Genomic DNA, 13,328 nt, shown 5'->3' on the forward strand with positions numbered 1-13,328 from the left:
ACCCTCTCCCCGTAAAACGGGGAGAAGGTGCCGGCAGGCGGATGAGGGGCCGACCTCGCAGATATTCTGCCTCCCCTGCCCTACATCCTATGCCTTTTCAGACGCGCGGCGCTGTCGGCGCCAGACGACGCTTCGCCATCGCGAGAAGCCCATGCGCCGCGACGTTCTCGGCATAGTCCCGATAGGCGGGATCCTGGCTGAGCATGCGCTCTTCGGCGCGGGCGCGCAGCAGATAGATCAGGCTGACGATCGCCAGCAGGCCGGCCCGCGCCAGTCCTTCGGCAAGACCGCTGGCGATGAAGCTCGGGGTCGCAAACAGCCACCAGGAGATGTTCTTCGAGACATAGGCCGGATGTTTGATGAAGCGATAGGGGCCTGAGGTGATGATGCCGCGATGGGTCAGGTTGGAAAATCGCGGCCCGAAGGCAATGGTCGCCCAGAGGTAGATTATGGCGCAGAACAGCGTCGCAACGCTCCAGAGGATGTAGACCACCGATCCCTCCTGGATCACGCTTTCCCAACCCGGCCCGTCGCCATAGGGCACGAAGGCATGCGAAATCGCCGGGAAGAACGGCTCGTAACAGATGAGGCAGACGAGCCAGCCGAGCGCCGTCGTCTCCGTCGCCCTGACATGCCATCCGAACAGTTTGAAGGTGGCGATGTAGCCGCCGGCAGCCAGGATGACGTCGAGGAGCAGGACAAGCCGCAGCAGGCCTTCGAACCAGGCGGCTGAAAGTGGGGCAAACAGCCATGCCGGTCTGTCGGCAAGATCGGAAAGCGCGGCTATGCCGCTGGAAAACATCAGCACGAGGAAGAAGCATTTGATTGCGAGCAGGCGCAATGCGAACAGCACGTCCTCTTCGCGAAAATCCTGCATCAGCACCGCACGCCCGACCTGATGGAGATAGTCGTCGGGCTCCTCGGCGACGAGATCGGTGACTGCGACGTAGAGAATGGTGGCGCCGGCAAGAGCGATGGAGATGGGGATGGTGGTATGGCCGGCCCCGATGAACCATTGGACCGCCGACGACTGCGTGAAAAACGGAAAGACGGAACAGGCGATGACGACCGCACCCAAAAGCGCGGCGATGCCGACAAGCTTGGTCCCGATGCGCCGCCAGGACGCGGCGGGAGACTCATGCCGCCTCTCTCGCGATACCCATGCCCGGCGCGCAGCCGGTGTGCCCTCGACGACGATCCACGCCAGGAGAAGACAGAGGACGGCAAGCGCCATTGCCTTGCCGGGCTCGAGCTGCAGATAGGTCGAGAGCGCAATGCCGACGAGAACCCCGGCAAGGGTCACTGTCTGAGTAACCAGGGGACTCCCGGTCGGCACGCGCCCGGCTTTCCCGATCACATTGCCGGCTGGACGGAGCGTTTCCGCGCCGCCTTCACCGCCTGCCCCAGCGCTGCGTCAGCTGCCAACCGTGACAGATCTTCCGGCACCGAGATCATCGCAATGTCGAGCTTGTCATAATCGACCATGTAATAGCCCAATCCGGTAGCGATGACCGCATCGGGTCTGATCGCCAGCAGATCCTGCGCCATCGTGCCGATGAACATCGGCCCGCCCCAGATATACCGGAAGGCATAGATCGGGATGCCCTCAGCCGAGGTCCCAAGGCGGCGGATATCGGTCTTCAGGCGGCGGTCGGACCACGAGGTACCCGAGGAGCTAGAGGAACTGCTGGAGCTGGATGAGCTGCTTGAACTGCTGGAGCCGCCGCCCATGCCGCCGCCAGAGCCGCCGCCAGAGCTGGAATTCCCACTGGAACTGTTCTCAGAGCGGGCGAAAGCCGGTTGGCTGGTACTTGCAGCCACCTTTTTGACGGGCGTGGTTTTCTTGCCAGGCGTAACGTTCCTGGCCGGCTCTTCACTTGTGAATAGCGTCTTGGCGCCGGGATCGAAGATGCAACTCTGCAAGATTGCGCCTGAGCCCGCAAGGAAGGTCGAGCAAAGCAGAACACGGATGATGAGCTTTCTTGTCATGTAGGGCGCCCCCAGACCGCCATTTAGAAGAGATCGTACCTCGGATTTCGCTTTACCCATGTCGCCTTGGCGAGCTGAACGAGCCTGTCATCGAGCGACTTGGTTTTCGGAAGCGCCTTTTTCTCCTGAGCGGTCAGCTCGGCGGCGAAGGTCTCCTCCGCTTTCTTCTTGGCAGCATTGGGCAAGGTCTTGAGTGCGGCCTTGGCCTGGTTCTTCGGATCGCCGCTGCCCGGCATGTTGATGGCGGTCGCCAGCGCGAAATAACGGGCTGCCGTTACCGGGCTGTCAGTGTCGGCAGCGTCTTCCCTAGCCAAAATCGCGCGGTCGAGCGCGCCCCAATAGTCGCCGCGTTCGGCGCCCATCTCCAGCCACTTCACCGCTTCCGCCTTGTCGGCGGCAACGCCGATGCCGTCCCGGTACATGCGTCCGAGATTGGTCGGGGCATAGGGCTGGCCGCCCTCCGCCGCCCGGGTGAAAAGCTCAAGCGCTTTCGGAAGATCCTCCGGGGCGCCTTTTCCGAAACGGTAGACGAGGGCAAGATTGTTCAGCGAATAGATGTCGTTGCGCTGGACGCCGGCCTCGTAGAAGCGAATGCCGCGCTCCGGGTCGGCCGGAACGTTGACGCCGTTCAGGAAGATATAGCCGAGTTCGTTCATCGCATAGGTATGGCCGAGATCGGCGGCCTGCAGCATCAGGCGCAATCCCAGCTGCTGATCGGCCTTGGTGCCGCGGCCGTAGTAGAGGGCCTTGCCGTAGCTGTGCAGGGCAAAGGGATCGCCCTTGGCCGCACCACCCTTGGCGATCTCGCTGGCCTTGGCTGCATCGCGGGGAACGGAGGCGCCGAACTCGTAGAAGCTCGACAGTTCGTAGATCGCCCTGACATGCCCGGCATCCATCGCCTTCTTGATCGTCGCAAAAGCCGTCTTGGTGTCGCGGTTGGCAAGCTGGGCGCGGCCGAGCTGGTAGACGAAGCGCGCCACCTCGGGATAGGCCTTGATCGCGTCGGAGCAGGCCGGCAGCGCATCGTCGGGGTCGATCTCGTTCGGCAGTTTACCCGCGGTGACGCCCTGCAGGTCGAGGGGGGCTGCGGCTGCGCTGTCGCAGGCGTCGAGCACCGGCTTGAAATTAACGGTCGCCGGCGGCAGGTTGTCGTTGGCGGCTTGCAGCGTCAGGGCGAAAGGCTGGTTTTCGGTGCCGATCTGCGGCTCGTAGGAAAGCGCCGGAATATCGGCGGCTTCAAGCACGTGGCCGAGCCCGATCACCCGGTCTCCGGCGCGCAGCGTGCCCTTGTCTGGCAGGGCCGCAACCTTGAAGGTCATCTCCGCGGCCGATGCCGGCACTTCAGGCAGGCTGGCCGCGACCGGGCCGACGCCGATCGGCGTGTCGACGTCGCGCGGCAGCGTTTTCAGATAGGCGTCGGCATCGGCAAGCCGCACCTGCTTTTGCTGTTCGAGCTGGGCGAGCTTGGCGCCGGCATCCGCCGAGACGGTGATCGCGACGACGCCCTGCGTCGCCTGACCATAGGGATCGCTGACGGTATAGCCGATCAGGCCGACGGTTCCGGCGGTTACACCCGAGGAATCATAGGTCAGCGCCGTCAGGGCCGCGGCCGGCATCTTGGCGCCCTGCTCGACCGGTTTGCCGTCGAAGCTGAGCTTGCCGGTCTGCGGCAGCTGGTTGAGGGTGACGAGCAGCGTCGAGCCGGTCTCGTCATGCGGCGGGGCGATCGGCAGCTTGGTGGCGGCAGCCCCTTCCGGCACGCTCACCTGCTGCATCGCTTCGACGCTCGGCGGCGGCGGCGCCGGAATGAAATAGAAGCTGTCCATCAGCGAGGAGTTTTCCCAGGGAACCTGCTTGCCGCCGGTCATGGCGATCACGTCGCGACGGACATCGGTCAGGACCTGGCGGATTTCCTTATTGGGTTCGCTGGCACGTTTGATGAAGGATTCGGAATAGGGGCTGAGCGCCCCGGCGCCGTCGAGCGCCACCTGACCCGGTTCGGTGGAGAAGGCGATCAGGCTGCCGAGATCGCTGTCGATGCGGGCAAGGCCGCGGGTGGCGCCGACCGGCTCCAGCTTTTCCGCCATCCAGAATTTCTGGGCGTTGAAGGGATTGTTGCGGCAGGCATCGAGGAAGATCAGCTGCACCCGCGAATTCTGCTTGAGATGGTTGAGGATGAGGTCGAGCGGCATGGTCTGCGTCTCGACGTCATAGGGCGTCTCCAGCGTCGCATCGACCGGCACGATGAAATTCTGCCCGCCGACCTGGATGCCGTGGCCCGAATAATAGATCAGGCCGGCCTCGGCATTGCTGATCGAACGAAGGAAGCGGCGCACCGTATCTTCAAGCCCGATGCGGTCGACATTGACGCCGATCGTCACGTCGAAACCGGCCGAGCGCAGCGTGTTGGCGACCTCTTCGACGTCATTGGCGGGATTGGGAAGCGAGGGCAGCGTCTTATAGACCGAGTTGCCGATCACGAGCGCGACGCGGCGGCCGTTTTCGCCTTCCGTGATGGCGGCATATGCGGTGGCCGTCGACAGCAGTATTGCTGCGATGGTCAGCAGATAGGCGCACAGTCTCCTGATGTCGTGAAACTTGGGCATGGCTCGATCGCAAACATTCTATTGTTTAAGTTCAATAAAATTTGCTGGCCTGCTGGTGCTGGGCCCCCTCCGCATTCACCCTTTGAAAATATTCCTCACTGCTAAAAAAAGCAAGCTTCGCCCGCCTCCAAGTGAATTGGAGCAGTCCCGTCAGATTGGAAGCCCGTCGGCTGCGGGAAAGACTGTCGTCATCAGGAAATCATCCTGCGGCCGGCAGCCGATACGTCAGCACTGGCGAAGTTTTCTTATCCTGGAAACGTATAGTTGCTGATCGAGGCCGGTTTCATCTCGATCGAGAAGCCCGGCAGAGTGGGCGGCATGTAGGCGGCGTTCTCGATCCGGCAGGGGTCGAGGAAGTGTTCGTGCAGATGATCGACATATTCGATGACGCGGCCTTCCTTGGTGCCGGAGACGGCGACGTAATCGATCATCGACAGATGCTGCACATATTCGCAGAGGCCGACACCGCCGGCATGCGGCCAGACAGGCAGGCCGAACTTGGCGGCGATCAGCTGCACGGAGAGAACCTCGTTCAGCCCGCCCATGCGGCAGGAATCGATCTGCACGATGTCGATCGCGCCCTCGGCGATGAACTGCTTGAACATGATGCGGTTCTGGCACATCTCGCCGGTCGCGACCTTCACCGGCGCAATCGCCTGGCGGATCTTGCGGTGGCCGGCGACATCGTCGGGGCTCGTCGGTTCCTCGATGAAGAAGGGCTTGGCCGGGGCAAGCGCCTTGACCCAGTCGATCGCCTGGCCGACATCCCAGACCTGGTTGGCGTCGATCATCAGATAGCGGTCGGGACCGATCACCTCGCGGGCAATCCTCAGGCGGCGGATATCGTCTTCCAGGTCGCGGCCGACCTTCATCTTGATATGGTTGAAGCCGGCGTCGATCGCTTCCTTGCAGAGGCGGCGCAGCTTTTCATCCTCGTAACCGAGCCATCCGGCCGAAGTGGTGTAGCAGGCATAACCCTCTCTTTCGAGGGTGGCGATGCGTTCGGCCTTGCCGGCTTCGGCGCGCTTGAGGATCTCGACCGCCTCCTCACGGGTCAGCACATCGGTGAGATAGCGGTAGTCGACGATATCGGCGATCTCTTCAGGTGACATCTCGGCGACGAGGCGCCAGACCGGTTTTCCCGCCTGTTTGGCAAGCAGATCCCAGACGGCGTTGACGACGGCGCCGGTCGCCAGGTGGATGGCGCCCTTCTCCGGGCCGATCCAGCGCAATTGGCTGTCGCTGGTCAGATGCCGCCAGAATTTGCCGGGATGAGCGAGCACTTCGGCAAGATCGGTGCCGACGACGAGATGGCGCATCGCCTCGATCGCCATGCAGCAGATGTCGTTGCCGCGGCCGATGGTGAAGGTCAGGCCGTGGCCGGCAAGGCCAAGCGCATCGGTATCGAGAATGACATAGGCGGCCGAATAATCCGGATCGGGGTTCATCGCATCCGATCCATCCAGGCTTTGCGAGGTGGGAAAGCGGAGATCGAAGACACGAAGGTCGGTGATGCGGGTCATGGTTGTTCTCCCAAATTGCAATAGCCGGATGGCCGGCAGGGCTGCCGGCCGGCTTCCTCAGCTGAAGTCAGATCGTCCAGCCGCCGTCGATGGCGATCGCCTGGCCCGACGTATAGGTGGCACCGGCCAGATAGACGGCGAGATCGGCGATCTCTTCAGGCGAGCCGAGCCGGCCCATCGGCTGGCGGGCGATGAAGGCGGCGCGGGCCGCGTCATAATCGCCCTGGGCGCGCATGCGGTCCTGCAGCGACGGGCTTTCCACCGTGCCGGGGCAGATGGCGTTGCAGCGGATGCCTTCGGCGACATAATCGGCGGCGACGGATTTGGTCAGCCCGATGACCGCCGCCTTGGTGACGCCATAGGCGAAGCGGTTCGGAACGCCCTTGATGCTGGAGGCGACGGAGGCCATGTTGATGATCGACCCGTCCTTGCGCTCCAGCATGCCGGGCAGCACGGCGCGGATGGTGCGGATCATCGCCTTGACGTTGAGGTCGAGGGCAAATTCGAAATCGGAATCCTTCATCTCCAGGATCGAGCCGGCATGAACGAAGCCGGCGCAGTTGAACAGCACGTCGACAGCGCCGATTTCGGCGACGAGAGCCTTGACCGCATCCTCTTCGAGCACGTTCAGCTGATGGGTGGAAACCCCGGTTTCCGCGGCAAGCGTCGCCAGCGCGCCGGTATTGATGTCGGTCGCGTGGACCTTGGCGCCGACCGCGGCAAAGGCTATCGCCGTCGCCCGGCCGATGCCCTGGCCGGCGGCGGTGATGAGAACGGTCTTGCCGGAAAGTCTGTTTGTCATGTCACGGGCCTCTTCTGGAATTGTCTGTGCCGAACGATCGAATGCGGTTTCATGTCTTGGCGAAGGCTCGGGCATTCACCCTCTTCTATTTTGCGCGCTGTGGCCGCCCTCCGGCAATATGGCGCCGGCAGCCTGCCGTGTTTTCCACGTGCGATATTGCACCCAATGTAAAGCTGCATCTTCAACGATGATTTGTCTGTTTATAGACAAACAGACGATCGGCCAAGGGTCAAGCGCAAACTTTTCCTTTTCCGGCTGCGGTTCTGCGTATATGCAGAATGATATTCACAGGAGGAAGGAATGGAGACCGAGGAGTCAGACCGCTACCGCGCTCCTGCGCTCGACAAGGGCCTCGATATCCTGGAATTGCTCGCCGGCGTCGACAGCGGCCTCACCCAGGCCGATATCGCCAAGCGGCTCGACCGCAGCCCCAATGAATTCTACCGCATGCTCGACCGGCTGGTGCGCCGCGGCTACGTCACCCGGCTGGACGGCGACCGCTATTCGCTGACACTGAAGCTCTTCGGTCTGGCGCAACTGCACACGCCGGTGCGCCGGCTCGCCTCCTATGCCACGCCGCTGATGCGCGATCTCGCCCAGCGCTCGCGCCAGGCCAATCACCTCGCCGTCTTCGATCGCGGCGCGGCCGTCGTCATCGCCCAGCAGGAGGCGCCGGACTACTGGGGCTTCTCGATCCGCATCGGCGCCCATATCAGCCTGTTCGACACCGGTTCGGGGCATGTGCTGCTCGCCTTCCGCAGTCCGGAGGAGCGGGAAATGATGATCTCCGAACATGTGCGCAGCCGCGCGGAGATCGAACTCGGGCCTGATTTCTACGATCGTCTCGACCAAATCCGCGAGCGCGGCTACGAGATGATGGCGAGCGCCCAGACATCAGGCGTCTACAATCTCTCCGCACCCGTCCTCGGGCCGGACGGACGCTGCATCGCCGCCCTCACCTGCCCCTTCATCGCGCTCGTCAACGCGCCGACGGCGCCCGATATCAGTCAGGCGATCATGCTGGTGCAAAAGACCGCCAACCAGTTGTCGCTGCTGGCCGGCGCCGACGTCGTAAGCCCTGCCTGAACGGGCGGCAATTTCTATTTGAACAATCCATTCACGGGGGATAGCTTGCGCCACAGCCTGCCTTTGGAGGAGAAAAGCGTGCTCATCGACACCCATCTGCACATTATCGATCGCTCGGCACTGCCCTATCCCTGGCTTTCCCAGCTGCCCGATCTCGATCGTGATTTTCTCTATGAAACCTATGCGGCCGAGGCGCGGCGCTGCGGCATCACAACGGCCCTGCACATGGAGGTCGACGTCGATCCCGCTGCCATGCAGGGCGAGACCGACCACATCGCCGGCATCGCGGGGAAGGCAGGCAGCCTGATTGCCGGCGCCATCGTCTCCTGCCGGCCTGAGGAGGAAGGCTTTGCCGCCTATCTCGATCGGCAAAAGGCCGATCCTTTCGTCAAGGGGTTCCGCCGCGTGCTGCATGTCGTGCCCGACGACGTGTCGGAAGGCGCCCTGTTTCGCGAAAACATCCGCCGCATCGGCGGCAGTGGTCTGACTTTCGACCTCTGTACCTTGCCGCATCAGGCCGGCCGCGTGGCCGCCCTCGTCGATCTCGCGCCGGATGTGCAGTTCGTGCTCGACCATTGCGGCGTGCCCGATATTCGCTCCGATGCCTTCGAGCCGTGGAAGGCCGGCATATCGGAGATTGCCCGCCGGCCGAACGTCGTCTGCAAGGTCTCCGGCGTCGTTGCCTATGCCGATGCCAGGACATGGACAGCGCAAACGCTGCAGCCCTATATCGAGCATGTGATTGCAAGTTTCGGCTGGGATCGTGTCGTCTGGGGCAGCGACTGGCCGGTCTGCACGCTCGGCGGCGGCCTGTCTACCTGGGTCGCCGCGACCCATGCGGTGCTCTCCGGCAGCAGCGAGGCGGAGCGGTCCAGGCTGCTCTTTGCCAATGCACAGCGGCTCTGGTCACTCTGACAGGGATCGTTTTGCGGCAGGCGTGCCGCGCCTTCTGCGCGCTACTCCCGCAGACCGGCGGCACGCAGCGCATCGCCAAGGCATGTCGCAAGCGCCGGTGCGCAGTCAACGCCCGCGAACTGGCGGCCGAAGCGAAACGTCGGATGCAGCTCAAGGACCCGCGCGGCAGCCGCTCTGGCTTCTTCCAGCCGACCGAGCTTGGCCAGGGCGGCAGTCAATTGCACATGCGCGATGCTGTGTGCAGGATTGGCCTGAACGGACCTGTAGGCGGCGCGGCAGGCTTCATCATAGCGACCGCGCAACAAATGGCTCATCGCCTGTGCATCGAATGCGGCAAAAGCCCATGGATCGAACGGGCTTAGGCGCATGCCCCGCTCGCTCCACTCGATAGCCCGCTCCGCTTCTCCGCTCCATCCGAAAATGACGCTTCCCAGGATATAGGTCAGAGCCGATGATGGGCTGATGGAGAGCGCCGCTTCCAATGCGGTGAAGGCAGCCTTGCGGTCATGCCCATCCATGCCGATGGAGAATCCCGCAAGGGTCAGCGCGGATGCATCATCCTGTCCGTGAAGGATGGCCGAGCGGGCATGGCGTATCGAGGCGGACCGGTTGACTTCCTGCAAGCCGGCGCGGAGGAAGAGGCAATGATGGCACATGGCGGCATTGCCATGCGCCAGGGCATAAGCCGGATCGAGTTCTATGGCTCGTTCGAGCAGCACCAGCGCTTGCGCAACCTGCTCCGGCATGCCGGAATCGACGTCGGGTTGAGCCCGCAGCACGAGATCGTAAGCATCGAGGCTGTCGGGGCGCTTGCGCTTCACCCTATCGATTTCGGCACGTCGCAGGCTGGGGGCGATAGCGCCGACAGCCGACAAGGCATGATGCCGAAAAGTCCGAGTGATTTCGGCATCCTGTTCTCAGCAGCGCCATGAAAGCAACCTGCCCTCCCCGCAGGACGCCGCGTCACGAAATCACGTGATGTGCTGTGCCCTATAAAAGTGCTACTTTGGCATGTCTTTTGCTTCTGTAAGGATGAAGCGACGCTGTGTTTCGGTTTGGGACGACTTACCGCCAAGCAATTGCTAGCTTTATCCATCTCAGGTAAAAGTTGTCAGACACGGATTTGGCGAATACTTCTAATCCGGTGTCCTCAGGAGGGAAAAAATGAAAGAAGAACCGCATTCCGTCGACGTTCACGTCGGAAAGACCATTCGCATCCAGCGTCTGCTGAGGAAAGTTTCTCAGACGGAACTGGGCGATCGGGTTGGTGTAACGTTCCAGCAGATCCAGAAATACGAAAAGGGTTCCAACCGCGTTTCCGCCAGCATGCTGGTTGAAATCGCCGGCGCGCTGAAGGTCGATGTCAGGACGTTTTTCGACGATCTGTCGACACCCGATACGGCCAACGACAACCCGGCTCCGAGCGAGGAATTCATCATCTCGCGCGAAGGCGTGCTGCTCAATGCGGCGTTCTTTTCGATCAAGAACGAAGCTCTTCGCAAGAAGATCCTGAAGCTCGTCCAGGCGATCGCGCATACCGAACAGATGGACGGCGACGCGGCAGAATAAACCCTGATCTTCACGCGGTCCGGGCAAACCGCATGATGATCGATCGGTGATCAACAGTGGCGATCGTGATCGATAGTATCTATCGATCGGGGACCGATCGCGACCAATGGCTTCGATTGGGATCTGGATCAATCGGACATTGATCGGGATCAATGGCGATCGATCAGGATCAGATTCTCGCTGGCATCCTTCATTGCGATCTTGGCTTTGCTGCCGAGCAGTTTTTCGAGATTGACGTCTAGTTCCCTGTCGGGATCTATGCCGTCCCAATCGATTGCGACCTGCAGCAGCGCCATGTTCGTGAGGTGCATCAGATTCCGCAGCTGAAGCTTTTCAGCCTCCTCCTTGGCTGCCGACAGCAGCCGGAAGATCCTTGCGTATTCGCTGCCTGTACCTTCGTTGCGTTGTTCAAACATCGTTCCCGCCCCTTTGGCCGTGAAACCCTACGATTCCATCACCACTGTATCTTTCCGCCGTGACCGTTATTCAAGCGTTACAGGAACCGTATTGCGCGTGACTTCGGCGTGCAGCAGCTCCCAATGCGAGGTGGCGGCAAAGCGCCAGTCACGGTTGACGGGCAGGAATTCGTCCCGGCGCAGCCAATCCAGCACCAGCCGGGCGTCGCTGCGCTTGCGCTCGACGCGATGCTGGCGGATAGCGGCGAGGATCTGGTCGCGGCGCGGCTTGCGGAAATGGCATTCGTCGGCGACCTTGGCATAGGTGCGCTCGGAAAAATGCAGGAAACGGCCGGCAAGCAGCAGTTTCTTGCGCTCGCCTGACGAGATCTCGCCACCGGCAAAAAGCGCATCGATGGTCGGCTCGAAATCGACCCAAGGCACCGAAAGCGGCAGCCAGCCGAGCGCCTGGGGTGCATGCACCAGCGCGACGGCCTCGTCGTCGAGCAGCCGCCCGGCCTCGTAATCTTCGAAGATCGAGCCAAGCCCGACCATGCCGAAGGGCGCGCATTCGGCCGCCCGCAACGCGCCCATGCTGGCGCCGCCGGCAACGGCGACATCGTGCTCGAGCGCGAAGAGAATTTCCTTGTGCCAGACCGAGGGCAGATCGCCGAAATATCCGTCGACGAGGCCGATGGCGGTGGCGCCGTCGTGAACGGCCTTCAGGATATCGCCGCAGGCGGCCGGCGGCCGGAAATCGATGCGGGGGGACATGGCTCTCGCAGCAGTGAGATCGCTGCCAAGGCTCGGGCCGACGAACAGCACCTTCATGACTGGGCTCCTCTCATGGTGTTGACCGCCCGCATGCCGAGCTGGATGTACTGGCCCGAGATATCGACCTCCAGGCCCGGCACGATCACCCTGACGACGGAGACGGGCAGGACCCGATGCGCAAACGGCACGACGACGATCTGCTCGATGCCGGTTGCAGCCAGCCGGCCGGCAATCTGGCCGATGGTGTCCTGGATCGTCGCCGCGCGGGGAAGACGGGCCTGGAACGCGCGCATCCGGCCGTCGCCCTCGCAGAGCTCGACCACCTGCTGCATCGCCTCGCTCCGGTCGAGCCGCTGATAGACGCGCGGCGAAAAATCGTCGCGGCTGCCGGCAATCGCGGTCAGCCGGCTCTGCGCCGCCTCGGTAATGGCGCGCAGCGCGGCGCGCACGGGGTCGGGGTGGCAGCCGCAACCGCCGCAGACATGGGCCCAGCGCGCATCGACACGGTCGGAAAGATTGCCGGGCATGATGACGGCGAGAAAGGCGGGAATGCCGATATCGGTGGTCATGTCGAGCAGCAGCAGCCGCATGCCGGCGCGGGTGATCCGATCGGTCATGATGTCGATGACCGCATCGCCGAAGGAGGCGGGGTCGATGCGGCTTTCCTTCAGCCGCTGCGGCGATTTCAGCTGGGTCAGTGCCCAGGCGTCGCGCTCCACCAGCTCGCAAAGCCCATGCAGGACCGCTTCGGACGGCGTGTTGCCGGAGGCGAGCCCGTCGCTCGACTGCTCGAAACCCGGCGGCCTTTCGCCGCGGTGATCGAGGCCGACGAGCCACCAGGGCACGAAGACGCTGCTGCCGGAAAGGATATCGAGCCCGGAGCACCAGGGAATGAGGCCTGTGCCGATCTCGTCGGGCGCGCAGCGGGCGACATTGTCGAGATCGATCATGGCGGCATGTTCCGCCCGCATGCCCTCGACCGTCGCCTGCGTCAGGTCGGCGGGTGGGATTTCGGCAATCCGCGTCTCGATCGCCTCCATGGCGGCCGAGGTCATGGCGGCATCATTGTCGATGCCCTTGCCCTGGAAGACCGAGAGCGTATGGCTGTTCGGCCGCGTGGCGAAGGCGACGGGGATGTTCAGGACGTCGAGCGCGGTCAGCAGGCCGATGCGGGTAATGCCGAATTCGCGCAGATGCGGCCTGATGGTCGCCAGGGTCTGCGCCGGCGTGACGGCGCGGTCATGATACTCGCTGACGCCGGCCGATGATCGTTCGAGGTCACCGGCGAGCGTCTCAAGAGCATTTCCGTTTTTCTTCGGATCACGAAAATGCTCTATCTCTTTGTTTTCACGCAATCCCGGATGCAAAACCGCTTCACATTTTTGCTGGAATTGCTCTTGATCGGCGAAAGCGGACATACCGGTCTCGTCCTTAACGGAACCTCAGCGCATGCGTCAGGCTTTCGAGCGCATTGGCGGAAACGTTGAGTTCGTCTTGTTTCATCGCTGCTCTGGCAGCTGCAGAGAAGCGCAGGGACTGTGTCTGAACTGCGGTGCTTTCAGCATTCGTCTTCATGTTCCATCTCCGATTGGTTGGGCAGCGCGCTGCCGTTAACCATCAGAGGGAAACATTGCCTGCGTCATTTAAGCGTTACAGGCTTCGTTAAAAG

General features: G+C 62.5%; 12 protein-coding genes and 1 pseudogene. 3 read left to right on the forward strand and 10 right to left on the reverse strand.

The genetic code is table 11. From position 1 onward, the window contains the following. Positions 1-97 precede the first annotated feature (97 nt). The 5 genes from QMO80_RS25930 to QMO80_RS25950 all read right to left on the reverse strand — a co-directional run bounded on the left by QMO80_RS25930 (position 98) and on the right by QMO80_RS25950 (position 6,920). Positions 98-1,336 carry an isoprenylcysteine carboxylmethyltransferase family protein gene (locus QMO80_RS25930; protein WP_283201188.1) on the reverse strand — a complete coding sequence of 413 codons (1,239 nt, stop codon included), beginning with the start codon at positions 1,334-1,336 and terminating at the stop codon, positions 98-100. A gap of 17 nt (positions 1,337-1,353) precedes the next feature. Next, positions 1,354-2,049, reverse strand: coding sequence for a tail fiber domain-containing protein (locus tag QMO80_RS25935; RefSeq protein ID WP_369685949.1), 696 nt, complete (start codon positions 2,047-2,049; stop codon positions 1,354-1,356). Beyond that, positions 2,013-4,595, reverse strand: a complete 2,583-nt coding sequence (locus QMO80_RS25940; protein WP_283201189.1) for a caspase family protein — start codon at positions 4,593-4,595, stop codon at positions 2,013-2,015. Before QMO80_RS25940 ends, QMO80_RS25935 begins: the two co-directional genes overlap by 37 nt. A gap of 245 nt (positions 4,596-4,840) precedes the next feature. Next, positions 4,841-6,118, reverse strand: a complete 1,278-nt coding sequence (locus tag QMO80_RS25945; RefSeq protein WP_283201190.1) for an L-fuconate dehydratase — start codon at positions 6,116-6,118, stop codon at positions 4,841-4,843. 67 nt (positions 6,119-6,185) lie between these two features. Continuing rightward, positions 6,186-6,920, reverse strand: a complete 735-nt coding sequence (locus QMO80_RS25950; protein ID WP_283201191.1) for an SDR family oxidoreductase — start codon at positions 6,918-6,920, stop codon at positions 6,186-6,188. Between the two features lie 300 nt (positions 6,921-7,220). Between QMO80_RS25950 and QMO80_RS25955 the strand changes: the two genes are divergently transcribed. Both QMO80_RS25955 and QMO80_RS25960 read left to right on the forward strand, forming a co-directional pair. Further along, complete coding sequence (locus tag QMO80_RS25955) at positions 7,221-8,006, forward strand: IclR family transcriptional regulator (RefSeq protein ID WP_283201192.1); 786 nt, start codon at positions 7,221-7,223, stop codon at positions 8,004-8,006. 78 nt (positions 8,007-8,084) lie between these two features. Then, complete coding sequence (locus QMO80_RS25960) at positions 8,085-8,921, forward strand: amidohydrolase (protein WP_283201193.1); 837 nt, start codon at positions 8,085-8,087, stop codon at positions 8,919-8,921. A 41-nt stretch (positions 8,922-8,962) separates the two neighbouring features. Here QMO80_RS25960 and QMO80_RS25965 read toward each other — a convergent pair. Then, positions 8,963-9,799: pseudogene (locus QMO80_RS25965) on the reverse strand (tetratricopeptide repeat protein); the annotation flags it as partial. A 286-nt stretch (positions 9,800-10,085) separates the two neighbouring features. Between QMO80_RS25965 and QMO80_RS25970 the strand changes: the two are divergent. Then, positions 10,086-10,490, forward strand: a complete 405-nt coding sequence (locus QMO80_RS25970) for a helix-turn-helix domain-containing protein (RefSeq protein ID WP_283201194.1) — start codon at positions 10,086-10,088, stop codon at positions 10,488-10,490. A gap of 149 nt (positions 10,491-10,639) precedes the next feature. Here the strand turns inward: QMO80_RS25970 and QMO80_RS25975 are convergent, their stop codons facing one another. The 4 genes from QMO80_RS25975 to QMO80_RS25990 all read right to left on the reverse strand — a co-directional run bounded on the left by QMO80_RS25975 (position 10,640) and on the right by QMO80_RS25990 (position 13,234). Continuing rightward, positions 10,640-10,906 (reverse strand): hypothetical protein, encoded by a 267-nt coding sequence (locus QMO80_RS25975; protein ID WP_049736306.1) that lies wholly within the window; start codon positions 10,904-10,906, stop codon positions 10,640-10,642. Between the two features lie 66 nt (positions 10,907-10,972). Further along, on the reverse strand, positions 10,973-11,716 hold the full coding sequence (locus QMO80_RS25980; protein ID WP_283201195.1) for a TfuA-like protein: 744 nt from the start codon (positions 11,714-11,716) through the stop codon (positions 10,973-10,975). Further along, entirely contained in the window at positions 11,713-13,077 is a 1,365-nt protein-coding gene (locus tag QMO80_RS25985) for a YcaO-like family protein (RefSeq protein ID WP_283201196.1), read from the reverse strand. The genes QMO80_RS25980 and QMO80_RS25985 overlap by 4 nt, the downstream gene beginning before the upstream one ends. A 13-nt stretch (positions 13,078-13,090) precedes the next feature. Further along, complete coding sequence (locus tag QMO80_RS25990) at positions 13,091-13,234, reverse strand: hypothetical protein (RefSeq protein ID WP_167347838.1); 144 nt, start codon at positions 13,232-13,234, stop codon at positions 13,091-13,093. Between the last annotated feature and the right edge of the window lie 94 nt (positions 13,235-13,328).

Origin of the sequence: Rhizobium sp. BT03, assembly GCF_030053155.1 — a bacterium.
In the GTDB taxonomy this organism is placed as follows: Bacteria; Pseudomonadota; Alphaproteobacteria; order Rhizobiales; family Rhizobiaceae; genus Rhizobium.